Raw genomic sequence first — 23,813 nt, forward strand, 5'->3', positions numbered from 1 at the left:
AGCCGCAGGGCGGCCCCCACGTCCCGTCCCTAGCGCATGACGCACTGCGGAATTAACCTGCAGCCATTCCCCTGATGCAAGTTTGACTGCAGGCTCCATGGACAAGCGGGTCGAGACCCAGGCGCATGCCGCGCCGCTGACGCATGCCGATATCCGCTCGATCCTGATCGGCGTGATGGTGGCGATGTTCCTGGCCGCGCTCGACCAGACCATCGTGGCCACCGCCCTGCCGACGATCGGGCGCGATCTCGGCGACGTCACTCATCTGCCCTGGATCGTGACGACCTATCTGCTGGCTTCGACCGCTGTCACGCCGCTCTACGGCAAGCTCGCGGACATCCATGGCCGGCGGGTGATGCTGCTCTCCGGCATCATCGTCTTCATGATCGGCTCGATCGCCTGCGCACTGGCCTCGAATCTGTGGCTGCTCATCGTCGCGCGCTTCGTCCAGGGACTGGGCGGCGGCGGGCTGATCGCGCTGGCGCAGACCATCGTCGCCGACATGGTGCCGCCGAAAGAGCGCGGCCGCTATCAGGTCTATTTCGCCAGCGTCTTCCTGTCTTCCTCGCTGATCGGCCCGGTGCTCGGCGGCCTGCTGGCCGAGAAGCTACACTGGTCGGTGATCTTCTGGATCAACCTGCCGCTCGGACTCGGCGCCTACTGGATGTCGAGCGCGGCGCTGAAGCGCCTGCCGCGCCATGAGCGGCCGCACAAGCTCGACGTGCTCGGCGCCGTGCTGATGACGGCGGGAACGCTCTCGCTGCTGCTCGCGCTCTCCTGGGGTGGCACGGCCTATCCCTGGGGCTCGCTGCCGATTCTGGGGCTGGTCTGCGCGACGCTGGTGCTGTGGTCGCTTTTCGCCTGGCGCCAGCGCACCGCGACCGAGCCGCTGATCCCGCTCGACGTGATGAACAACCAGGTGGTCCGCTTCGGGACGGTCGCCGCCGGTCTCGCCATGGGCGCCTTCATCGGCCTGACCATCTATCTGCCGCTCTATTTCGAAACCGTGATGGGGCTGAGCGCAACCCATTCCGGCCTCGGCCTGCTGCCGCTGACCTGTGGCACGGTGATCGGCGCCACGAGCTCCGGGCGAGCGATGACGAAGCTCAAGCACTACAAGCGTGTCCCCATGGTCGGGCTGACGGTCGCCTGCGCCGGCACCACCATCCTGGCCATGTTCTCCGGGCGGATCCCGCTCGCGCCCTTCTGCGTCCTTCTCGCCATCGTCAGCATGGGGCTCGGCACGCTGCTGCCGGTCGCCACGGTCTCGATCCAGAACGCCGTGCGCCCGCACCAGCTCGGCACCGCGACGGCGGTGGCCAATTTCTTCCGGCAGATCGGCGGCGCGCTGATCGTCGCCGTCTTCGGTGCGATCGTGCTCGGCGGCGTCGGCGGCGAGACGGCCCATCTCTCGCCCGAGGCACTGAAACTCGGCACGGTCGACCGCGAGACGATGGTGTCGCTGTTCCGCTACGTGTTCGGCTCGGCCGCCTTCGGCTTCGCCCTGGCGCTGCTCTCGCTCGGGCTGATGAAGGAGTTGCCGCTGCGCGGTGGTGCCGCCGAGGCTGCGAAGGCCGCCGCCCTGGAGTGACGGAACCGGCAGAGCCGGGTGCGCGTTTCCATCGGCCTGTCATCTCTCCAGGGCAGGCTTCGCCGCATCCGCAGCAGGAGTTCCGCCATGTCCGATCTCGTCGTCATCGTCTATCCGACCGAGGCTCGCGCCGAGGAGATGCGCCAGAAGCTCATCGGCCTCCAGAAGGAATATCTGATCGAGATCGGCGATGCCGCGATCGCCGTGATGCATCAGGACGGCAAGGTGAAGCTCAACCAGCTGCTCAACACCACCGCGCTCGGCGCCGTCTCGGGCTCGTTCTGGGGGCTGCTGATCGGCGCGATCTTCCTGATGCCGATCTTCGGCGCTGCGCTTGGCGCGGCCTCCGGGGCGCTGGGAGGCGCGCTCACCGATTACGGCATCGACGACAAGTTCATGAAGGATCTGGCCGGCAGCCTGCAGCCCGGTAACGCCGCGCTATTCGTGCTGGTCAAGAAGGTGACGGGCGACAAGGTGCTGGAGGCGCTGCGCGGCACCGGCGGCACCGTGCTCAAGACCTCGCTCGACCAGTCCCAGGAGCAGAAGCTGCGCGATGCGCTGGCCGACGCCCACGCCGCGGCCCCGGCGGCCGATGCTCCGCCGGCGCCGCAGGGCTCCGGCGCGCCCTCGCCGGTGGGTTGAAGGCCCAGTGCCTCAGAGCGACGACGCGCTCTGACCCGGAGAGGGCTTCTCGGGCCGAAGCCGTGCTCGGCCCGAGGACGATGAGCGTTCTCAGTCGCGCAGCAGCTCGTTGATGCCGGTCTTGGAACGCGTCTGCGCGTCGACCGTCTTGACGATGACGGCGCAGGCGAGCGAAGGGCCGGGCGTGCCGTCCGGGAAAGGCTTTCCGGGCAGCGAGCCCGGCACGACCACCGAATAGGGCGGCACCTTGCCGATATGGACCTGCCCCGTGGCGCGGTCCACGATCTTGGTCGAGGCCGAGATGAAGACGCCCATCGAGAGAACCGAGCCCTCGCCGACGATCACGCCCTCGACCACCTCCGAGCGGGCGCCGATGAAGCAGTTGTCCTCGATGATGGTGGGATTGGCCTGCAGCGGCTCGAGCACGCCGCCGATGCCGACGCCGCCCGAAAGATGGACGTTCTTGCCGATCTGGGCGCAGGAGCCGACGGTCGCCCAGGTGTCGACCATGGTGCCGGAATCGACATAGGCGCCGATGTTGACGAAGGAGGGCATCAGCACCACGCCCGAGGCCAGGAAGGAGCCCTTGCGCGCAGCGGCTGGCGGCACGACGCGGAAGCCGGCGGCGCGGAAGCGGTTCTCGCCCCAGCCCTCGAACTTCGACGGCACCTTGTCCCAGAACACGCCCTCGCCCGGACCGTTGGCGATGATCATGTTGTCGGTCAGGCGGAAGGAGAGCAGCACCGCCTTCTTCAGCCACTGATGGACGACCCAGTCGGCGCCCTGCTTCTCGGCGACACGGGCTTCGCCGGAATCGAGCATCTCGATCGCCTGCTCGACCGCCTCGCGGACGGCGCCTTTGGTCTGGACGCCGATCTCGGCCCGGTTCTCCCAGGCGGCGTCGATGGTGGCGGCGAGATCGGCGAGGGACATGGGCACGGCTCCAGCGCGAGACAGACGGCGGGAGCGATGGCGGATGAGGGCGCTGCCGTCAAGCCACCGTGCGCCGGCGCAGCAGATAGGTGTCCATGATCCAGCCATGGCGGGCGCGAGCCTCGGCCCTGACCTCGGCGATCCGCGGGGCCATCTCCGCCAGCGGGCCGGCAAGCAGGAGCTCGTCGGGCATGCCGAGATAGGCGCCCCAGAAGATCTCCAGCCCGGCCGGATCGACCTTGGCGAAGGCCTGCTCGCCGTCGAGCATCACGACCACGCTGTCCTGATCGGCCGGAAAGCCCCGCCCCAGCCGCCGGCCCGTGGTGAACAGGATGGGGGTGCCGATCCCGTTGAGCGGAATGCGGTGGCGGGCGGCAAGCACCTGCACGCTGCTGATGCCGGGATAGACCTGCCAGTCGAGCGCGAGGCCCGAAGCCGCGACACGCTCCATGATCCTGAGCGTGCTGTCATAGAGCGCAGGATCGCCCCAGACGAGGAGTGCGCCGGTCTGCCCCTCCGCCAGCTCGGTCTCGAACAGGGCCCGATAGCTCTCCGAGATGCGCGCATGCCAGTCGTCGACGACGCCCTGATAATCATTGCCGGCCTCGGCCCGGCACGGGATGGCGACGGGAACCGTCCGGTAGCCCGGCGCGCGGATGAAACGCGCACAGATGGTCTCGCGCAGATGGCGCAGCGCCGCCTTTTCCTCGCCCTTGTCGGGGATGAACAGCACGTCGGCACGGTTGAGTGCCGCGATCGCCTCGACCGTCATGTGGTCGGGATTGCCGGCGCCGATGCCGATGATCAGGATGTTTCGCATGGGCCTCGTCCGCGTCGGCAGCGCCTTAGCACGGCGCCGCTCCCGGAAGCGAGGTCAGCCGTTGAGGCGCTTCGGGACGGGAAGCGGCCAGAACCGGGGCAGGTCGACCGCCAGGGGAGTGCCGTGACGGGATTTGGCCCGGTCGGGCAGGGCCACAGCGACGAGATCGACGAGGCGCTGCATGCGCGGGGACAGCGCATCGGACGCTGCGATGTCGACAGAGTCCCGCGCGAGCTGGACGGCTTGGCGCAATTCGGCTGGGCTTGCCTGCGTGCGCACGACTTCCTGGATGATGATCTCGTCGATGCGGCCAATCACAGCCGCGACATCAGCTTCGGTGACGCCACCCATGCCGGCACCCTCCTGCGTTGATTCTCCAGCTCAACGAGAGATAGGCGCACTGAATCACCGATGCAAGCCATTGCTATTATTGAATAAATAGAACGATTCGCATGTAAACGTACCCTTCTCGCCGATGCGCGTGACCAGATCATGACCGCGGGCGCTGCACGATCTCGAGCGGCGCACCATGGCTCAGGCCGAGGTCGAGCGCTGTATTCGCCGGCCCGAAGAAGGACAGAGCGCAGATGCCCTGACCGCGCGCAGCGAGATGGCTCGCGGGGGCCGCCCCATCGCCGCGCGGCGCGACGATCGACAGGAGCTGTTCGCCGAGGCGGAACTGCGCGAGACCAAAGCCGAGGCCAGGCACCGTGCCGACTGCGACGGGTTCCTGCTTCAGCAAGGCCCGATAGCGCGCGGTCGAGGCGGCAAGGTCGCGCACCGCGACGGTCACGGCGGCGACGCCGGTAACGCCATTGGCATGGATGCGCGGCGCACCTTCCGGCACGCGCAGATGACGCGGGGTGGTGTCTTCGACCAGGAAGGGGATATCCGGCTCGATCGGCCGCGCCGAACGCCAGGCGATGCGGCTGCCGTCGGGCTGGAGGCGGCTGCCGTCGATGGGGCCGTCCAACGCGACACCCGCGGCGCGCTGGCGCGCGATGTCGACCTCGAAATCATCCGGCAGGAGGGCATAGTCGACGAAGCCGGGACCGGCCGCCGCGAACACCTCCCACCAGCGAAAGCCAGGAACCGGCTTCGGGAAGGCGATGATCTCGAGATAGGCGCCATCGGCCAGCACGACGAGCGCATTGCGCGAGCCGCGCGGATGCTCGCCACCGGGCAGCACTGTGAAGCCGAGCACCTCGTAGTCCCGCGTCGCCCGGTCGAGATCGGCGACCGCGATGACGATATGGTCGATGGTGAAAGGCATGGCCGCTCCCGTTCAGGCGCTGTTCGCGATCATCTCGATCCGGTCGATGCCGCCGAGCTCCGGGGCGAACGCCGCCCAGACCTTGCGGGCGCCCGCCTGCCAGCCGGGGCGATCCTCGGGCTGGAAGACCTTGCCGCCCTCGGCCAGCGCCTTCGCCATCGAGGCGTCCTCGTCGGCCCGCATCAGCTCGTCGAAATAGGTCACGCCCTCGGCCGCGGCCGCGGCGAGCGCCTCGCGATCCTGCGGGGTGAGCCCCTTCCAGAACGGAGCCGCGACCATGACGACGCCGCTCGCCCAGATATGCCCGGTCTCGATCAGGCAGGGCACGACCTCGTGCAGGCGGAAGCCGACATAGGCGGATTTGGTCAGGTCCATGCAGTCGACCACTCCCGTCTTCAGCGCGTTATAAGCCTCGGGGATCGGAATCGGCGTGGGATAGGCACCGAGCCCCGACCAGAGCGCGGTATGGAGCGGGCTCTGGATGACGCGGATGCGCTTGCCCTTGACCGAAGCCGGGGTGGTCAGCGGCTCCTTGGCGAGGAGATGGCGGGCGCCGTAATTGATGAAGCCGAGCACGACGAAGCCCTGCGCCTCGTATTGCGTCTTCAACTCCGTCCCGAGCGGGCCCGCGAGCACCCGCCTCAAATGATCGCGATCGCGGAAGAGAAAGGGCAGGTCGAGGATCTGGCCTTGTGGCACCCAGCCCGAGAGCGCCGAGGTCGTCGAGAGCGAGGCCTGGATCGAGCCGAGCCGCAGGCCTTCCGCCACCTCCTTCTCGCCACCCAACGCCGCATTGGGCACGATGCGCAGATCGAAGCGGCCGGGCGCCGTCCGGGCCAGGATCTCGGCGATACGTCGCCAGATTTTCGTCTCCGGCTTGTCCTCGCCGAGCAGCGAGGCGACCGTGACCGGTCTGCCGGCTGCCAGCGCCCTGCCGTGCAACAAGGCCGGTGCGGCAACCAGCGCGGCGGCGACGGCGCGGCGTGTTGGGATAGCGAGCGGCTTCATCGATCCTCCTGTCGCCAGATCGCCCGAAAGGCCCCCCTCCCGCAAGCGTGCTGCGGACAAGGCCGGGCCTCGCAGGGCGCCGATGCGCAATGCCGATTCACAGCGAAGGGCGATTGCCGTATCGACGGATGCACCACGGAGAGACGCGATGACCGAAACCCACGAGATTTCCTCCGGCCGGCTGCGTGCCACGATCCAGACGCAGGGCGGAGAGATCATTGCCTTCTCGGATGCGGACGGCCCACTGCTCTGGCATGGCGGGCCGGAATGGCCGCGCCATGCGCCGGTGCTCTTCCCCATCGTCGGGCGGGTTGCCGACGATACCCTCCTGCATGAAGGGCGTTCCTACCGACTGACCCAGCACGGCTTTGCCCGCGACAGCCTATTCTCCTGGGTCGAGCGCGGCCCGAGCCGGGCGGTTCTGGAACTGCGCGAGAGCGAGGCGACGCTGGCGATCTATCCGTTCCGCTTCGCGCTGCAGATGATCTACGAACTCGCCGATGGCGTGCTTTCGGTGACGACGCGCGTCACGAATCCGGGCGACAGAACGTTGATCTGCGGGGTCGGCGCCCATCCGGCCTTTCTTTGGCCGCTGGCGCCGGGCGTTCCGAAGGAACGGCATAGGCTCACCTTCCCGCAGCCCGAGCCAGGGCCGGGCCTCGGCGTCGACGGCGGGTTGCTCAGCCCGGCCATCCCGCTGCCTTTCGCGGGGAGCGAGCTCGACCTCAACGAAGGCCTCTTCGCCAACGACGCGATCGTCATTCCGAACGTCGCCAACGAGGCCGTGCGCTTTGCAGCGCTCGACGAAGCCGGGCGCGAAGTCCGGGCCATGACCGTGAGCTGGGAGGGCTACAAGGACCTCGGCATCTGGTCGAAGCCGACGGGCGCGCCCTTCCTCTGCATCGAGCCCTGGTTCAGCATGGCGAGCCCGGTGGGCTGGCAAGGCGAGTTCGCGGAGAAGCCGGGCGTGCTCAAGCTCGCGCCCGGCGCGAGCCGCGATTTCGTCTGGCGCGCCACACCGCATTTCGTCCCAATGGCAGCGCCGGCCTGAACGGGCGCCTCACTTCTTCTCGACGTTCCAGAACAGCATGACCGGCGCCGCCAGCACGCCCGAGACATTGCTGCGGCGAGCATAGGGCTGGTCGAACTGGCCGAGCACGCGATAGGGCTGCACCTCGGCCAGCCGCTTGTGCAGCGCCTCCAGCGCGATCTTGCGGCTGGCATCGTCCGGCGCATCGACGAAGGCGCCGCGCAGCTTCTCGGCCTCGGCATCGCAAGGCCAGCCGGCCCAGGCGCGCTCGCAAGCCATGTTGGTGCCGATATTGGTGAGCGGCGACTGCATGGTCGCGCCCGAGGCATAGGTGACGAAGAGGTTCCAGCCGCCCTGGTCCGGCGGGCTCTTGTTCTGCTGGCGCGTGGTGACGGCGCCCCAGTCGGCAAATTGCACGTCGACATTGAAGCCGACCTTCCTCAGCGAATCGGCCGCGACCTCGGCCATGCGGCCGATCGGTGCGATATCGTTGCTGGTCGAGAGCACGAGCTTCTCGCCCTTGTAGCCGCTCTCCTTCAGGAGCTGGCGGGCCTTTTCCAGATCCGGCTTGGCGTAGCCTTCCGTGCCGATCTCGGTGCCGTTCGGGCTGCCGCAGACGAAATAGGCGTTGCAGCGCTTCCACCATTCCTCGTCGCCGAAGCCGGCGGCGAGGAAATCGGCCTGGTCGGTGGCGTAGGCGAGGGCGAGCCTGGCCTTCGGATTGTCGAAGGGCGGGTAAAGGTGGTTCGGGCGCAGCATCACCTGATTGGCGAGGTTGGAATAGCGCTCGACCTTGATGTCGCGATTCGTCGTGATGGTCGGGATCAGGTCCTGGCTCGGCTGCTCCCAGATGTCGATCTCGCCGGTCTGGAGCGCGGCCGCGGCGGTCGCGGCATCGGGCATGATCAGCCATTCGACGCGGTCGACCTTGACGACGCGCCCGCCGGCGAGCCCGTCGGCCGGTTCGGAGCGCGGCACATAGTCGGGATTGCGGTCGTAGACGACCTTCGAGCCACTGCGCCATTCCTCGCGGTTGAACTTGAACGGACCGGAGCCGATCGTCTCGGTGATCGGCTTCATCGGATCGCTCTTGGCATCCGACTCGCGCATGATCACCGGAATCTGGCCGACGGCGGAACCAAGCGCGAAGGGCACCAGCGCCAGCGGGCGCTTCAGCTTGAGCTTGAAGGTCTTGGCGTCGATCGCCTCCATGCCCTCCGTGTACTCGGAGAGCTTGCCGCCGATGGTGTCGCGCTTCATCCAGCGCTCGAGCGAGGCGATGACGTCCTTCGTCGTCACCGGCTGGCCATCATGGAATTTGAGGCCGGGACGCAGGGTGAAGGTCCAGGTCAGCTTGTCAGGCGAGGTCTCGAAGCTCTCGACCATCTGCGGCTTGGGCTGGAGGTTCGAATCCCAGGCGAAAAGCGTCTCGTAGATCATCAGCCCGTGCATGCGGGTGATGACGATGGAGGCGGCAACCGGATCGAGCGTCTTGAGGTCGGCATGCGGCGCGACGCGCAGCACGCGGTTCGGCGCCGGCTGCGCCTGCGCTCGGGCGGCGAGCGGCAGCAGGGTGGCCGCCGTCAGGGCGAGTGCCGCGGCAAGGCGGGATAGACGCATGGGAAACCTCCTCCAGTCTTTGTCGGGCCGGCGCTTCCCTCTCAGGAGCCCCGGCTAGCCGATACGATCCATTTGCAAGATCCTTGCCCGGTGGCCGGCGACGCGCAAGCGACCAGCACCGTCGAGCCAGAGGCAGGGCCGGGCCCGCCAGGGGCCGTGCATCAGGTCGGCCACCGCCCGGCCGTTCGGCAACGGGGTCAGACGTGTCACCGCGCCGTCCAGAGGCCATGGCCAGAGTGCCGTGCCGTCCGGCCGGATCGCGATCTCGGTGCCGAAATGCGGATCGCGCCAGCAGCCAACCAGGCGGGCATCGAGAGGAGTGTCGGCCGGCACGCGCCGCAGAGAGCGCTGGACGCCGCCGATCGGTCCGGTCAGGCGGTCCGCCCCATCGCGCCGCAGGCGGATGTCGAGATAGGCCGGCAGGCTGCGCAGGCCGTCTTCACCATCGGAGACAAGCCGTTCATAGCCGCCCATGAAGCTGATCGAATCGGAGGCGAGTTCCGCCCAGAACGGTCCTTCCTCGCTGGCGAACAGCCCCGTCGGCGCCTCCGCCGCAACTGGCAGCTTCTCGCCCAGCAGGGCGGCGAGCACCGTCAGTGCCGGCCAGAGCGCCTCTTCCTCGCGGTTGGTCAGGACGACGACGCCGACACCGAGCTCGGGCGCTGTGAGGACGTGATTGCGATAGCCGGTCAGCGAGCCGCCATGGCCGACGACATCGAAGCGGCCGAGACGACTGCAGACCAGCCCGAGCCGGTAGACGCTCTCGCTGCCATCGGCGAAATGGCGCGGCTCGGTCAGCCGCTCCAGCATGCCGGCGAGCGGTCCGCGCCCGGCCAGCAGGCCTGAGAACCAGCCCGCGAGATCGGCGGCCGAGCCGGCAATGCCGCCAGAGGCCGAGAAATGGAAGCCGTAATGACCGCGGCGCCAGTTGTCGCCGTCGCGCCAATAGCCGGTGGCGAGGCCGGGCACGATCTCGGCGCCGTCATAGGGCAGGCGGAAGGCGAGATCGAGCTCGCCGGACAGCGCCGCGACGGTCTCGCCATAGGGCTTGCCGGTGACCTTTTCGAGCACGCGCTGGGCGAGGCGCCAGCCGGTGTTGGAATAGGCCATCTCCGTGCCGGGCGGCGCGCTCAGCGCGGGGAAGCGGCAGGCGAGCGCATGGACCTCGTCCGCGCTCAAAGTCGCGGTGAAGGGCACGCCCTGCTGCCAGAAGGCCTCCATCATGTCCGGCAGGCCGCCGGTCATATCGAGCGCACGAACGAGCGGGACCTCGGCCAGCGGCGCCGGCAGCTCGGGCAGCCAGCGGCCGAGCGGGGCATCGAGCGGCACGGCTTCGCGCAGCAGCGCGACCGCGAGCACATGCTTGCTGATCGAGGCGAAGCGGTTCGCCGTCCGGGGCGTGAAGGGCAGGTCGTGCTGGATGCTGGCGAGGCCGCCGGCGAAGGCTTCGCGCACGCCCTCCCGGTCGAACAGCACGACCGCGCCGCCCGGGCCGGCCTCACGCTGCCATCCGGCGGCGATCTCTGCCGCGCGCGCGGCAGCTTCGGTCCAATGAGCCGTCATCATTCGCTCCTCAGGCCGGCCGGGCTTCACCGAGGAGATTGCGCAGCGTCCGCATGAAGACGCGGGCGCCAGTGCCGATGGCATCGTCCGGGAAGTCGTAATCGGGGTTGTGCAGATGGGCGGTAGCGCCGGAGCCGAGCAGGAACATCGCCGACTTCGCCTTGCGGCCGAAGAGCCCGAAATCCTCGGAGCCACGCGAAGGCTGCGTCTCGCCATGCGGGACGTTCTCCTCGTCCATCGCCCGGCGCAGCATCGCGACAACCTCCGGCTCGTTCTCGCAATGGTGGAAGATGTCGTGATAGCTGATCTCGAGTGAAAGCCGGTCCGCAATGGCCGCCTCGCGTGCCAGCATTTCCGCCGACTCGCAGAGCGCGCCCATCTGCGCGTCGTTGACGGTGCGCAGCGTCGCCCAGAGCTCGCCATGGCCCGGCGCGATGCCGAACGCCTCTTCGCCGATCGCGACATGGGTGACAGTGACGAGCCGGAATTGCGCGTCGAGCGGGCCGCCAGGCCCCAGCGCGGTGAGCGCGGGGATCAGCGTCGCGATGGCCGGCGCGGGAGAGCGGCCATGCTCGGGCGTCGAGGCATGCGAGGTCTCGCCGTTGAGCACGATCTTGATGCCGCGCGAGGCGCAATTGGCCGCGCCCTCCGAGATGCGGGCATGGCCGACCGGCACGCCGGGGCGGTTGTGCAGCGAAATGGCGTAATCGGGTGCGATTTCGGCGAATTTCGGATCGGCGATGACGGCGGCGGCACCGGCGCCGGTCTCCTCGGCCGGCTGGAACAACAGGACGGCGCGGCCGCGCTTCGGCGGATTGCGATGCAGCCCGCGCGCCAGCGAGGCGAGGATGGTCATATGGCCATCATGGCCGCAGAGATGGCCCTTGCCGGGGATCTCGGAGCGATGGCCGCTCGTGGAAAGCTCCTCGATCGGCAGTGCGTCGAGCTCCGCGCGCACCATCACTGTCGGGCCGGGCTCGGCGCCTTCGTAGATCGCCGCGACGCCGTGGCCGCCGAGGCCGGTGACGATGCGGTCCGGCTGCGTCGGCTGCAGGAAGTCGACGATAGTGGCGGCGGTCTCGCGTTCCTCGCCCGAGATCTCGGGCCGGCGATGCAGCCGATGCCGCAGATCGACGAGCTCGACCATATCGCTGTTGGTCAGGAACATCCGAAAAACCTCCCGCGGCCGGCCACCGATTCAGGCCGGTTCTTTAAAGGAGAGAGGTTCGACAATTCTCAGGCGCCCGCAAGCCTCACAGAGGCCGGGGCGCCATGCAGCGAGGTTTCAGTGATCGAGTTCGGCGTCGATCTCGGCGTTGAAGGCCTCGGCCAGCATGGCGCGGCAGGCTTCGGCCTGCTCGCGGGCGGAATCGAGGGTGATGTGAGGCATGATCTCGGCCAGGTCGCGCAAGGCGAAATCGACCGCCGACATCAGGCCCAGGACGGGCTGCCCCGCCGGAACGGGCTGTGGCGGACGACGGAACGCGATGACCTGACCCATAGGCATACTCACACTGAATGCGAATCGACCCTCAGTGTGCGGGCGGAAATTTCAGAAAGTGGTTAACGGCGGAAATGTGGCTGGAAACGCCCGCCCATAGCGCCTCACCCGAAGCCGTGCAGACTCGCCCCGTGGCGCTTGAGCCAGACCTCGGCTTCCTCGGTGCGGGGGCAGAGCTTGTGGGTCAGCGCCCAGAAGCGATGCGAGTGGTTCATCTCCTTGAGATGAGCGACCTCGTGGGCGGCGAGATAGTCGAGCACAAAGGCCGGAGCGAGAATCAGCCGCCAGGAGAAGTTGAGATGCCCCTGCGAGGAGCAGGAGCCCCAGCGGCTCGTCGTATCGCGGATCGTGATCTTGCGGGCGGGGATGCCGAGATTCGCGGTGTGGCGTCGGACCGCCTTCTCCAGGTCCTCGAGCGCGAGCCTTCTCAGGAAGTCCTTCACTCGCCGCGGGACATGGGCTGCCTCGCCCGCCACGGCGATGATCGGGGCGCCATCCTTGTCCGCCGTGGCCTGTGTCAGGCCGCGCGCCTTCGACCAGTGGACGATGCGGTGCGGCAGGCCGCGCAAGGGAATCGTTTGTCCCGGCTCGAACGGAACAGCGAGCGGGCGCCTGGCGAGTCGCGCCGCAATCCAGCCGCCATGATTCTCGGCGAAGGTCCGGCCGGCAGCGAAATCGACCCGCTCCGGCAAGGTCAGCGTGATCTCGCCGGTGGCCTGCGAGACGCGCAGCGTCATCCTTCGCGCATTGGCGCGGCGCTTCACCAGGACGGGATAGCGCTGGCCGGCATGGACCACGTCGAGGCGGTCGGGGTCCGGCTGGCGCTTGAACAGGGAGATGCGCATGCTGGCGCGATTGTGCGGGATTCGCGGGCGGCGGGGAAGAGGCTCCGCCGCCGCTTCACGGTCTCTCAGCCGACGACCTTCAGAGCCTTGCGCTGCTCCTGAGCGCTCTCGCCACGGCGGCCCTTGGCAGCCTCCATGTCGAGGCTGACCATGAAGTCGGAGATGCGCGGCTGGATCTCGGCACGGAAGCGCGAGCCGTTGAAGACGCCGTAATGGCCGACCTTCGGCTGGAGATAGTGAACGCGCTTGTCGGCCGGGATGTTGACGCAGAGATCATGCGCCGCCTTGGTCTGGCCGACGCCGGAGATGTCGTCGAGCTCGCCTTCGACCGTCATCAGCGCGACGCGGCGGATCGCCTTCAAATCGACGGGCTTGTCGCGATGCATCATCTCGCCCTTTGGCAGGGCGTGCTTCACGAAGACGGTATCGATCGTCTGCAGGTAGAATTCCGCCGTCATGTCCATGACCGCGAGATACTCGTCGTAGAAGTCGCGGTGCTTCTCGGCCGAATCGCCGTCGCCGGAAACAAGGTGCTTGAACATCTCGTAATGGGCGGTGACGTGGCGATCGATGTTCATGGCCATGAAGCCGGACAGCTGCATGAAGCCCGGATAGACCTGCCGGAACGCACCCATGTGCGGGAAAGGCACGACGGTGATGCAGTTGCGCCGGAACCAGTCGGTGCCGCGCTCCATGGCGAGCTGGTTGACGGCGGTCGGCGAGCGGCGGGTGTCGATCGGCCCGCCCATCAGGGTCATGGAACGCGGCGCAGCGTCGTCGCCCTCCGCCTCCATCCGCGCGATCGCGGCCATGACGGGCACCGCCGGCTGGCACACCGCCATGACATGGGTGTCAGGGCCGAGCGTGTGCAGCATGTCGATGACGTAATCGATGTAGTCGTCGAGATCGAAACGGCCTTCCGAGAGCGGCACCAGGCGCGCATCGACCCAGTCGGTGATGTAGACCTCATGGCCCGGCAGGAAGGCTTCGACCGTGCCACGCAGCAGCGTGGCATAGTGGCCGGACATCGGCGCGACGAGCAGTACCTTCGGCTGCGGCTTGCGCCGGCCTGGAATCTTGCGGTCGAAATAGACGAGCCGGCAGAAGGGCCGTTCCCAGACCACGCGCTCCTCGACCGGAACCTTGACGCCGTTGACCGTAGTCTCGTTCAGGCCGAAGGCCGGCTTGCCATAACGGCGCGTGACCCGCTCGAACAATTCGCAGGAGGCCGCGACGGTGCGACCGAGCGGCGTGTAGGTCAGCGGATTCGCCGGATTCTTGAATGCCAGCTGGACGGCGTCGGAAACGCCGCGCATCGGGCTCACCATCATGTGAACCGCTTCATAGGCATGGTAGGCAAACGACATGGCGGCCCCGTACATGCGATCTCAGTGTCCTTTGGCGACGCAGCATGCGGTGGTGCGTCGCAGCGAACAACGCACCTTAAGTTGATTTTGTTCTCATTCAACCCGGCTAAAGGCTAAGATTCTCTAGACATGTGGATGGCCGACGACAAAAACCTCGCCCGAAACACCGGCAGCGAGACCGGAAGGGCAGCAATCGCGGGGGGCCGGAAGCGGTGATGGTATCCGACCTGACGGCGCCGGCCCTGACGCGCTCCAGCCGGTATCTCCGTCTCGATACGCTGGTGCGCCTGCGCTGGCTCGCCATCGCCGGGCAGAGCGTCGCGGTCGCGGGCGTCCATTTCGGCCTCGGCTTTCCCCTGCCCTTCGGCTGGTGCTTCGGCGTGATCGCGGTCTCGGCCTGGCTCAACATCGCGCTCCGTGTGCGCTTTCCGCTCAGCCACCGGCTCAAGGACGCGCCCGCGACGGCGCTGCTCGGCTTCGACATCGTCCAGCTCGCGGCACTGCTCTACATGACCGGCGGGCTGCAGAACCCCTTTGCGATCCTCTTCCTGGCACCGGTGCTGATCTCGGCGACGGCGCTGCCACCACAGCGGACGCTCGTCCTCGGCGTGCTCGCCGTCGGGCTCGCGACGCTGCTCAGCCGCTTCCACATGCCTCTGCCCTGGGCCGGGCCGGACCGGCCGATCCTGCCGCCCTACTACCAGCTCGGGAACTGGGTAGCGCTGGTGCTGGGGCTCGCCTTCACGGGGATCTATGCCTGGCGCGTCGCCAAGGAGGCGCGCGACCTCTCCGACGCCTTGACCGCGACCGAGCTGGTCCTGGCGCGCGAGCAGCATCTTTCCCAGCTCGACGGGCTCGCCGCCGCCGCTGCCCATGAGCTCGGCACGCCGCTCGGCACCATCGCGCTCGTCGCCCGCGAACTCACTCGCCTTGCCCCGCCGGATGGCGAAATGGCCGAGGACATCGCGCTGTTGCGCGAGCAGGTCGAGCGCTGCCGCGGCATCCTCGCCAAGCTCTCCAGCCTGCAGGACGAGGATGCCGGCCCGCTCGACCAGCTCACACTGCGCCTGCTGATCGAGGAAGCGGCCGGCCCGCAGCGTCCTTTCGGCGTGCCCTTCGAGATCACCATGCAGGGCGACAGGCCGGAGCCGATCTGCCGGCGCAACCCCGGCATGATCTACGGCCTCGGCAACATCGTCGACAACGCCGTCGACTTCGCGCGCTCGACGGTGGCGATCCGGGCGCATTGGAGCGCAGACCAGGTCACGCTGACCATCGCCGATGACGGGCCGGGCTTCCCGCCCGACGTGCTGATGCGGGCGGGCGAGCCCTATCTCTCGCGTGGCGCCGGCGAAAACCGCGCCGGGGGCGGGCTTGGCCTCGGCCTCTTCATCGCCAAGACGTTGCTCGAACGCGGCGGCGCTTCGCTTGAATTCTCGAACCGCCCGGCCCCGGAAAGCGGGGCCTCGATCCGGATCACCTGGCCGCGCGAGGTCTTCGAGGCCGACCTTCCCGTCATCGGGGGTACCGAAAACCTGTCATCGGGATTAGATGAGAGGGGTTGAGCACGGGTCGAAGGGCCTGTGCCGGCACGATCGATCCCGAAATCCGCGCAACCGCAGCGCGCATGGACAAGCGGCAAGGAGAAGACAATGCAGGCCCCCGACAGCGCAGCCGAAAGACCCGGAACGGGCGACGACATGTCCCTGCTGCTGGTCGATGACGACAAGCCGTTCCTGACCCGCCTCGCCCGCGCCATGGAAGGCCGCGGCTACAGCGTGCGCACCGCCGACAGCGTCGCGGCCGGCCTCGCTGCACTCGACGAGGCGGCTCCGGCCTTCGCCGTGATCGACCTTAGGCTCGGCGACGGCAACGGGCTCGACGTCATTGCCAAGCTGAAGGAACGCCGCCCGGACGCCCGCGGCGTCGTGCTGACCGGCTATGGCAACATCGCGACCGCCGTCAGCGCCGTGAAGCTCGGCGCCTTCGATTTCCTCGCCAAGCCGGCCGATGCCGACGAGATCCACGCCGCGCTGGCCGCCGCCCGCGACGCGCGCCCCTCGCCGCCGGAGAACCCGATGTCGGCCGACCGGGTGCGCTGGGAGCATATCCAGCGCGTCTACGAGCTCTGTAACCGCAATGTCTCCGAGACGGCACGGCGGCTTGGCATGCACCGGCGCACGTTGCAGCGCATCCTCGCCAAGCGCGCACCGCGCTGAACCTGTCATCAAGACAAGCAAAAGCCCTGCCGGACCGATCGTCCGGCAGGGCTTTTCCGTTAGGTTGCGACCAGTCAGGCGCAGGCGGCCCGCACCGTCCGGCGCTCCAGCGTCACGGCGAACGCCGCCAGACCCAACGCCAGGAGTGGCACCAGCGCGGCGACCGGCGGGATGGCGGCCAGGCCAAGGCCCTGCGTGATGACGAACCCGCCCAGCCAGGCGCCCAGCGCGTTGCCGAGGTTGAAGGCGGCAATGTTCAGGCTGGAGGCCAGGCCCTGGCCTGCACCGCCCGCCTGCTGGAGCACCCACATCTGCAGCGGCGCGACCGTGGCGAAGGCCGCTGTACCCAGCATGAATGCTGCGATGATGGCGCCGATCTGGCTGTGGAAGGCGAAGCCCGAAACGAACATCGCCGCCGTCATCAGCACGAGGGTGCCGATCAGCGCCGGTGCGAGGCTGCGGTCCGCCCAGCGGCCGCCGAGCAGGTTGCCGACGACGAGGCCGGCGCCGAAGACCAACAGCACCGGCGAGACCGCCGCCTCGCTGAAGCCGGCGAGCTGGATGAGGATCGGCTGGATGAAGGTGAAGATCGCGAAGATGCCGCCGAAGCCGAGCACGGTCATGACCAGGCCGAGCTGGACCTGAGGCCGAGCCAGAACCTTGAGCTCCTCGGCAATCGGCGCGGGCGCGATGCGCGCCCTGTCGGCCGGGACCAGCGTCGCCAGCACCAGTAAGGCGACAATACCGATGGCGGTGACGGCCCAGAAGGTCGAGCGCCAGCCAAAGGCGAGGCCGAGCCAGGAGCCGAAGGGCACGCCCAGCAAAGTCGCGAGGGTCAGGCCCGTGAACATGATCGCAATGGCGGAAGCCTTGCGTTCGGGCGCGACAAGGCTCGTCGCCACCAGCGAGCCGACGCCGAAGAAGGTGCCGTGCGCCAGAGCGGTGACGATGCGCGCCGTCATCAGCCAGGCGAAGCTCGGCGCCAATGCGGCGGCAAGATTGCCGAGGGTGAAGATCGCCATCAGCACGAGCAGCGTCGTCTTGCGCGGAAGGTTGCGCGTCGCGATGGTCAGGACGGGTGCGCCGACGAAGACGCCGAGCGCATAGCCGGTCATCAGCAGGCCGGCGACCGGAATGGAGACACCGAGATCACCCGAGACCTGCAGCAGCAGGCCCATGATGACGAACTCGGTGACGCCGATGCCGAAGGCACCGACGGTCAAGGCATAGAGGGCAATGGGCATGAAAGCCTCCGGATGCGAAATCGATCCCGGAGATAGCGGCTGACGCGGCTGTGAATTAGTATGCCGGACGGATCATCATTTGTGAGATCAATTCACGATGCCCCGCTCCGAGATCAACCGCTCCGGCGAGATGGAAGTGTTCGCGCGCGTCGTTGCGCTCGGCGGCTTCTCGCCGGCTGCGCGTGCCCTCAGGATGACGCCCTCGGCGGTCAGCAAGCTGGTGGCGCGGCTGGAGGCGCGCCTCGGGGTACGCCTGATCGTCCGCTCGACGCGCAAGTTCATGCTGACCGAGGAAGGCACGACCTTCCATGCGCATACCCTGCGCGTGCTCGCCGACCTCGACGAGGCGGAACGGGCGGTCGCCGCGTGCCAGATTCCGCGCGGGCGGCTCAGGGTCAACACCAACGTGCCGTTCGGCCGGCACCACCTGCTGCCGCTGGTGCCACGCTTCACCCTTGCCCATCCCGGCGTGCAGCTTGACATCACCTTGAGCGACGCCGTGATCGATCTGATGGACGAGCGCGCGGACGTCGCGATCCGGGTCGGGCCGATGCGACCTTCCCAACTCATGGCGCGCAAGCTCGGGGAAAGCCGGATGGCGATCGTCGCCGCGCCGACCTATCTGGAGCGCCGCCCGGCACCGGAGCATCCGGACGATCTCGCCGGACATGACCTCGTGACCTTCAACTTCATCCGCCACAGCGACAGCTGGCCATTCCTGATCAATGGCCAGCGCCACGAGCTCCCGGCACATGGACGAGCCACGGTCGGAGACGGGGAGAGCGCGCGCGAACTCGCGCTTGCCGGGCAGGGGCTGGCACGGCTCGCCCTGTTCCATATCGGCCCCGACATCGCCGTGGGGCGGCTCGTACCCGTGCTGGAGCCCTTCAATCCGGGCGACGTCGAGGAGATCCACGCCGTCTATGTCGGGCATGGCGGCAAGCTGCCGGCGCGCGTGCGTGCCTTCATCGATTTTCTGATGGCGGAGGTCGATCTGCGTGGCGCGATGGCGGCACGCCGCGACGGGCCAGCCGCCGAACCGGCCCTCGCGGCGGCGTCATAAGCCGGGCGGGTCCTCGAGCAGCGCCAGTCGCCCGGCTGCGAGCTTGGCGAAGGCAATGGTCAGCATCTTGCGACGGGCCGGCGCGAGCGGGTGCTTCGGCGGCTCGCGCTGCAATTCCCCGCCATAGGCGTCGGCGACGATCAGGCCGACATCCTCGGGCAGGATCTCGCGCGGGAATTCCGGCGCCACGGCGAAGAGGAACCCGTCGCAATAGTTGCGGTAATCCGGCCATTTTCCGTCGACACGATAATCGGCGAGCCCCGACTTTACCTCGACCACCCAGAGCTCGCCCGCAGGCGACAGCGCGACGATGTCGCCCCGCCGGCCATTGGCGAAGGTCATTTCCTTGACGACGGCATAGCCGCGCTCGCGCAGATGCCGGCTCGCGCCACGGCAGACGGCACGGGTGATATCCGGCCGAGCAGGCGGTGGATTGAGGACGCTATCGGTAAGGGACATGCCTTATGTTCTCTCTTTGTTTCAGAGAAATCAACCCGCGATGGCTATCGGTAAGGCAGCGATCTGGCCGGGGCGATCGAGCGCGGCGAGGTGCGTCCATGCGCAACTGGAGAACCCGACGTTACGGCTAGTCTCCGGGGTGTGCCCCAGCCTATAAGGACTCAAAATACGATAATCGGAAACGTCTCCATGGATGCTCACGGCGCCAGCCTGGCCACGCCGGCCGATCTTTCCGCGACTGCCTTTGGCCGACTTGCTGGCGGACTCGAGCGTTTCCTCGGCTTCCTTGTCTCGTTCGTCGCCGCGGTCCTTGTTGTCTCGGAGATTGTGATTTTGGGGGCGGGGGTTGCGGCGCGGTATGTGTTTCATGCGCCTTTGGTGTGGTCGGACGAGCTGGCCTCGATCCTGTTCCTGTGGCTGTCGATGCTGGGAGCGGTGCTCGCCCTGCAGCGCGGCGAGCATATGCGCATGACCGGGCTGGTGACGCGGGTCTCGCCGCAGACGCGGGTCCTGCTCGAGGCGCTCGCGATCACCGCCGCCATCGCCTTCCTGGTGATGATCCTGCCGCATGCGCTGGAATACGCCGAGGAGGAGAACTTCATCGTCACCCCGGCGCTGGAGATCTCCAATGCCTGGCGCGCCGCGGCGCTGCCGGTCGGCATCGGCCTGATGCTCGTCGTCGCATTCCTGCGCCTGATCCGCTTCGGCGCCTGGAAGCCGGTGCTGGTCGCCGCCGCCCTGACCGCCGTGCTGATCGCCCTGTTCTGGCTCGCCGGGCCCCTGCTGAAGCCGCTCGGCAAGCTCAACCTGCTGGTCTTCTTCGTCGGCGTCGTCGCGCTCAACGTCTTTTCCGGCGTGCCGATCGCGTTTTCCTTCGCGCTCGCCACCTTCGGCTATCTCTCGCTCACCACCTCGACCCCGATGCTGGTCATGGTCGGGCGCCTCGACGAGGGCATGAGCCACCTGATCCTGCTCGCCGTGCCGCTGTTCATCTTCCTCGGCGCCCTGATCGAGATGACCGGCATGGCCAGGGCGATGATCCAGTTCCTCGCCTCGCTGCTCGGCCATGTCCGCGGCGGGCTCTCCTATGTGCTGATCGGCGCGATGTACCTGGTCTCCGGCATCTCCGGCTCCAAGGTCGCCGACATGGCCGCGATCGCCCCGGTGCTCTTCCCCGAGATGCGCGCGCGCGGCGCCAAGCCGGGCGATCTGGTGGCACTGCTCTCCGCCACCGGCGCCCAGACCGAGACGATCCCGCCCTCGATCGTGCTGATCACCATCGGCTCGGTCACCGGCGTCTCGATTGCGGCCCTGTTCACCGGCGGCATGCTGCCCGCCGTCGTGCTCGGCGTCGCGCTCTGCTTCGTCGTCTGGTGGCGCTATCGCGGCGAGGACCTCAGCCATGTCGCGCGCCAGCCCAGGCGCGTCATCGTCAGGCTCGCGCTGATCGCCGCACCGGCCATCGCACTCCCCTTCGTCATCCGCGCCGCGGTGGTGGAAGGCGTCGCCACCGCGACCGAGGTCTCCACCATCGGCATCGCCTATGCGGTGCTGGCCGGGCTCCTGCTCTACCGCCAGTTCGACTGGCGCCGGCTGCCCAGGATGCTGGTCGAGACCGCCTCGCTGACCGGCGCGATCATCTTCATCATCGGCGCCGCCACCGCCATGGCCTGGGGCCTGACCCAGTCCGGCTTCTCGCGCGACCTCGCCCAGGCGATGGCCTCGGTGCCCGGCGGCCATTGGGGCTTCCTCGGCATCTCCATCCTCGCCTTCGTCGTGCTGGGCAGCGTGCTCGAGGGCATCCCCGCCATGGTGCTGTTCGGCCCGCTCGTCTTCCCGATCGCCAAGGCCGTCGGCATCCACGAGGTCCACTATGCCATGGTCGTCATCTTCGCCATGGGCATCGGCCTCTTCGCCCCGCCCTTCGGCGTCGGCTATTACGGCGCCTGCGCCATCTCCAAGATCAACCCCGACGACGGCCTCAAATACATCTGGGGCTACATGCTCGCCCTCCTCATCGGCCTCCTCGTCGTCGCAGCCATCCCATGGTTCTCCATCGGATTCCTCCGGAATTGACGAACCCGTCGCCAGACTGAGCATCGAGCCGGCCTGCGCGAACAGCCATGGCCGGCGCCGACCCGCATCTGGCACCGCCAGCCTCGCCATGCTCTAAAACTGGAAGCGTTCGACTTTGCCTTGAGGCTTCCCGATGACTTTGCGCCTGAGCCGCTTCACGACACTCGTCCTGTGCATCCTGGCGGCTCTGATCCTGGTCCCCCTCGCCTTTCGCCATGGCTGGGTCTGGTTTCCGGCGATCCTCGCCGTCCTGCTTTCGCTCCTCGGCCTGTGGGATCTCAACCAGCCGGAGCATTCGATCCGCCGCAACTATCCGGTGATCGGGCATATCCGCTGGTTCGCCGAGCTCGTCCGGCCGGAGCTGCGCCAGTACCTGTTCGAGGCTGACGAGGAAGCGGCTCCGTTCTCGCGCTCGCAGCGCTCGCTGGTCTACCGTCGCGCCAAGGACCTCGCAGGCGACCACCCCTTCGGCACATTGCTCGACGTCTATCGCGACGGCTACGAGTTCATCGGCCATTCGACCCGGCCGGTGCCGGTCTCGGATCCGGCAAGCTTCCGCATCACCATCGGCAACGAGCAGTGCGCGCAGCCCTATTCCGCCTCGATCTTCAACATCTCAGCGATGAGCTTCGGCTCGCTCTCGGCCAACGCCATCCGGGCGCTCAACAAAGGCGCCCGCATGGGCAATTTCAGCCATGACACCGGTGAAGGCAGCATTAGCCCCTATCACCGGGAAGGCGGCGGCGACATCGTCTGGGAGGTCGCGAGCGGCTATTTCGGCTGCCGCGACGAGCAGGGCCGCTTCGACCCGGAACGCTTCGCCCGGCAGGCGAAGGAGCCACAGGTCAAGATGATCGAGATCAAGCTCAGCCAGGGCGCCAAACCCGGCCATGGCGGCATCCTGCCGGCGCCGAAGGTGACGCCGGAGATCGCGACGACGCGCGGCGTACCGGTTGGGCAGGACTGCATCTCTCCTCCGAGCCACAGCGCCTTCTCGACGCCTCTGGAAATGATGGGCTTCATCGCCCAGCTTCGCGAGCTCTCTGGCGGCAAGCCGGTCGGCTTCAAGCTCTGCCTCGGCCATCCCTGGGAGTTCATGGGCATCGTCAAGGCGATGCTGGAAAGCGGCGTGGTGCCCGACTTCATCGTCGTCGATGGTGCCGAGGGCGGCACGGGCGCGGCACCGGTCGAGTTCAGCGACCATATCGGCCTGCCGATGCGCGAAGGCCTGCTTTTCGTCCACAATGTCCTGACCGGCGCGGGCCTGCGCGACAAGGTCAAGATCGGCGCCGCCGGTCGCATCGTCAGCGCCTTCGACATCGCGAGCGTGCTCGCCATCGGCGCCGATTGGGCGAATGCGGCGCGTGGCTTCATGTTCGCGCTGGGCTGCGTGCAGTCGCTGTCCTGCAACACAAACCGCTGCCCCACCGGTGTCGCCACGCAGGACGCGGTGCGCCAACGCGCGCTGGTGGTGCCGGACAAGGCGCAGCGCGTCCACCGCTTCCACGCCAATACGGTGCATGCCCTTGCCGACATGCTGGCTGCGGCTGGCTTGAGCCACCCTTCCGACCTCGGTCCGCACCACCTCGTGCGCCGTGTCAGCACGACCGAGATCCGCCTGTTCTCGGATCTTCACGTTTTCCTCGAGCCAAGCGAATTGGCGGAAGGCCGTTGCCAGCACAGCTTCTACCGCCGCAACTGGGACCTCGCGCGCACCGACAGCTTCGACCGCGCAGCCTAGCCCGCACGGCCGCTTCTAGAGCGACGAGACCAGATGGCCGCCATCGACCTCGATGGTCGAGCCGGTGATGTAGCTGCCGGCCTCCGACGCAAGCAGAAGCAGAGCCCCGTCGAGTTCCTCGGGCCGACCCAGCCGCCGCTGCGGGATGCGGCGGATCAGCTGCTGGCCAGGCTCGCTCGCGAAGAAATCGCGGTTGATGTCGGTCTCGATATAGCCCGGGCAGAGCGCGTTGACGCGAATGCCGTCGCGAGCCCATTCCAGCGCCAGCGCCTTGGTCAGCTGGATCACGCCCGCCTTTGAGGCGGCATAGGCGCTGACCCCACCGGCGACGCGATGGCCAAGGATCGAGGCGATGTTGACGATCGCGCCGCCTCGGCCCGAAGCGCGCATGCCCTGCGCCGCCGCCTGCGCCACCAGAAAAACGCCCTTGAGGTTGGTATCGAGGACCCGATCCCATTCATCCTCGGAGAGATCCGCGGCACGCGCAGCGCCGCTGATCCCGGCATTGTTGATCAGGATATCGAAGGCGTGGCCTTCCAGCGCGGTCCTGACCGAGCGCGCATCGGCGACGTCGAGAGCAAGACCCTGAACGTTGCCGCCGGCGTCGCTGATCTCCGCGCAGGCGCTGTCGAGCGCCGCCTTGCGCCGGGCGGCCAGGGTCACGGTAACGCCGTAGCGCGCCAGCACCCGTGCGAAATGAAGGCCGAGGCCGCCGGAGGCGCCGGTCACCAGCGCGGTCTTGCCGGACAGATCACCGAAGAGAAGCACCGGTTCGCTTTCGCTCATCAGCGGACATTCGGCCAGCAGGCGGTCGGGAT

Annotated in this window: 22 protein-coding genes; 8 read left to right on the forward strand and 14 right to left on the reverse strand. The window is 67.8% G+C overall.

What is annotated here, in order from left to right:
- The first annotated feature begins 97 nt into the window (after positions 1-97).
- Both CE453_RS27230 and CE453_RS27235 read left to right on the forward strand, forming a co-directional pair.
- A complete protein-coding gene (locus tag CE453_RS27230; RefSeq protein ID WP_089177444.1) occupies positions 98-1,591 on the forward strand; it encodes an MDR family MFS transporter in 1,494 nt (497 codons plus the stop codon).
- Between the two features lie 87 nt (positions 1,592-1,678).
- Positions 1,679-2,233 (forward strand): DUF1269 domain-containing protein, encoded by a 555-nt coding sequence (locus CE453_RS27235; RefSeq protein WP_089177445.1) that lies wholly within the window; start codon positions 1,679-1,681, stop codon positions 2,231-2,233.
- A gap of 90 nt (positions 2,234-2,323) precedes the next feature.
- Here the strand turns inward: CE453_RS27235 and dapD are convergent, their stop codons facing one another.
- The 5 genes from dapD to CE453_RS27260 form a co-directional block, all read right to left on the reverse strand.
- Positions 2,324-3,166, reverse strand: coding sequence for a 2,3,4,5-tetrahydropyridine-2,6-dicarboxylate N-succinyltransferase (gene dapD, locus CE453_RS27240; protein WP_089177446.1), 843 nt, complete (start codon positions 3,164-3,166; stop codon positions 2,324-2,326).
- Between the two features lie 58 nt (positions 3,167-3,224).
- Positions 3,225-3,986, reverse strand: a complete 762-nt coding sequence (cobF, locus tag CE453_RS27245) for a precorrin-6A synthase (deacetylating) (protein WP_089177447.1) — start codon at positions 3,984-3,986, stop codon at positions 3,225-3,227.
- Positions 3,987-4,040: 54 nt separating this feature from the next.
- Positions 4,041-4,337, reverse strand: a complete 297-nt coding sequence (locus CE453_RS27250) for a hypothetical protein (RefSeq protein WP_089177448.1) — start codon at positions 4,335-4,337, stop codon at positions 4,041-4,043.
- 139 nt (positions 4,338-4,476) lie between these two features.
- Positions 4,477-5,259 (reverse strand): VOC family protein, encoded by a 783-nt coding sequence (locus CE453_RS27255; RefSeq protein WP_089177449.1) that lies wholly within the window; start codon positions 5,257-5,259, stop codon positions 4,477-4,479.
- 12 nt (positions 5,260-5,271) lie between these two features.
- A complete protein-coding gene (locus CE453_RS27260; RefSeq protein WP_089177450.1) occupies positions 5,272-6,267 on the reverse strand; it encodes a TRAP transporter substrate-binding protein in 996 nt (331 codons plus the stop codon).
- Between the two features lie 148 nt (positions 6,268-6,415).
- On the opposite strand from CE453_RS27260, the gene CE453_RS27265 reads away from it, so the two are divergent.
- Positions 6,416-7,318 carry an aldose 1-epimerase family protein gene (locus tag CE453_RS27265; protein ID WP_089177451.1) on the forward strand — a complete coding sequence of 301 codons (903 nt, stop codon included), beginning with the start codon at positions 6,416-6,418 and terminating at the stop codon, positions 7,316-7,318.
- Between the two features lie 9 nt (positions 7,319-7,327).
- Here CE453_RS27265 and CE453_RS27270 read toward each other — a convergent pair whose 3' ends face one another.
- The 6 genes from CE453_RS27270 to CE453_RS27295 form a co-directional block, all read right to left on the reverse strand.
- Positions 7,328-8,917: an ABC transporter substrate-binding protein gene (locus CE453_RS27270; protein ID WP_089177452.1), complete on the reverse strand. Its 1,590-nt coding sequence runs from the start codon at positions 8,915-8,917 to the stop codon at positions 7,328-7,330.
- A 54-nt stretch (positions 8,918-8,971) separates the two neighbouring features.
- Complete coding sequence (locus tag CE453_RS27275; protein WP_198302224.1) at positions 8,972-10,483, reverse strand: serine hydrolase domain-containing protein; 1,512 nt, start codon at positions 10,481-10,483, stop codon at positions 8,972-8,974.
- Positions 10,484-10,490: 7 nt separating this feature from the next.
- Positions 10,491-11,648, reverse strand: a complete 1,158-nt coding sequence (locus CE453_RS27280; protein WP_089177453.1) for an amidohydrolase — start codon at positions 11,646-11,648, stop codon at positions 10,491-10,493.
- A gap of 117 nt (positions 11,649-11,765) precedes the next feature.
- Positions 11,766-11,981, reverse strand: coding sequence for a DUF4102 domain-containing protein (locus CE453_RS27285; protein ID WP_089177454.1), 216 nt, complete (start codon positions 11,979-11,981; stop codon positions 11,766-11,768).
- A 104-nt stretch (positions 11,982-12,085) separates the two neighbouring features.
- Positions 12,086-12,826, reverse strand: a complete 741-nt coding sequence (locus CE453_RS27290; protein ID WP_089177455.1) for a M48 family metallopeptidase — start codon at positions 12,824-12,826, stop codon at positions 12,086-12,088.
- Positions 12,827-12,891: 65 nt separating this feature from the next.
- Positions 12,892-14,193 carry a polyhydroxyalkanoate depolymerase gene (locus CE453_RS27295; protein ID WP_089178177.1) on the reverse strand — a complete coding sequence of 434 codons (1,302 nt, stop codon included), beginning with the start codon at positions 14,191-14,193 and terminating at the stop codon, positions 12,892-12,894.
- Between the two features lie 215 nt (positions 14,194-14,408).
- Between CE453_RS27295 and CE453_RS27300 the strand changes: the two genes are divergently transcribed.
- Both CE453_RS27300 and CE453_RS27305 read left to right on the forward strand, forming a co-directional pair.
- Entirely contained in the window at positions 14,409-15,758 is a 1,350-nt protein-coding gene (locus CE453_RS27300; protein WP_089177456.1) for an ActS/PrrB/RegB family redox-sensitive histidine kinase, read from the forward strand.
- An 87-nt stretch (positions 15,759-15,845) separates the two neighbouring features.
- Entirely contained in the window at positions 15,846-16,412 is a 567-nt protein-coding gene (locus CE453_RS27305; protein WP_089177457.1) for an ActR/PrrA/RegA family redox response regulator transcription factor, read from the forward strand.
- Positions 16,413-16,486: 74 nt separating this feature from the next.
- On the opposite strand, the gene CE453_RS27310 is transcribed toward CE453_RS27305, so the two are convergent.
- Complete coding sequence (locus CE453_RS27310; protein ID WP_089177458.1) at positions 16,487-17,656, reverse strand: MFS transporter; 1,170 nt, start codon at positions 17,654-17,656, stop codon at positions 16,487-16,489.
- Between the two features lie 97 nt (positions 17,657-17,753).
- On the opposite strand from CE453_RS27310, the gene CE453_RS27315 reads away from it, so the two are divergent.
- Positions 17,754-18,719: a LysR family transcriptional regulator gene (locus tag CE453_RS27315; protein WP_089177459.1), complete on the forward strand. Its 966-nt coding sequence runs from the start codon at positions 17,754-17,756 to the stop codon at positions 18,717-18,719.
- Here the strand turns inward: CE453_RS27315 and CE453_RS27320 are convergent.
- Positions 18,714-19,178, reverse strand: a complete 465-nt coding sequence (locus tag CE453_RS27320) for an MmcB family DNA repair protein (protein ID WP_089177460.1) — start codon at positions 19,176-19,178, stop codon at positions 18,714-18,716. The genes CE453_RS27315 and CE453_RS27320 overlap by 6 nt on opposite strands.
- A gap of 189 nt (positions 19,179-19,367) precedes the next feature.
- On the opposite strand from CE453_RS27320, the gene CE453_RS27325 reads away from it, so the two are divergent.
- Positions 19,368-21,254: a TRAP transporter large permease gene (locus CE453_RS27325; protein ID WP_089177461.1), complete on the forward strand. Its 1,887-nt coding sequence runs from the start codon at positions 19,368-19,370 to the stop codon at positions 21,252-21,254.
- Positions 21,255-21,387: 133 nt separating this feature from the next.
- Positions 21,388-22,995, forward strand: coding sequence for an FMN-binding glutamate synthase family protein (locus CE453_RS27330; protein ID WP_089177462.1), 1,608 nt, complete (start codon positions 21,388-21,390; stop codon positions 22,993-22,995).
- Between the two features lie 15 nt (positions 22,996-23,010).
- Here the strand turns inward: CE453_RS27330 and CE453_RS27335 are convergent, their stop codons facing one another.
- Entirely contained in the window at positions 23,011-23,781 is a 771-nt protein-coding gene (locus CE453_RS27335; protein ID WP_089178178.1) for an SDR family NAD(P)-dependent oxidoreductase, read from the reverse strand.
- Between the last annotated feature and the right edge of the window lie 32 nt (positions 23,782-23,813).

The organism is Bosea sp. AS-1 (genome assembly GCF_002220095.1).
Classification (GTDB): domain Bacteria; phylum Pseudomonadota; class Alphaproteobacteria; order Rhizobiales; family Beijerinckiaceae; genus Allobosea.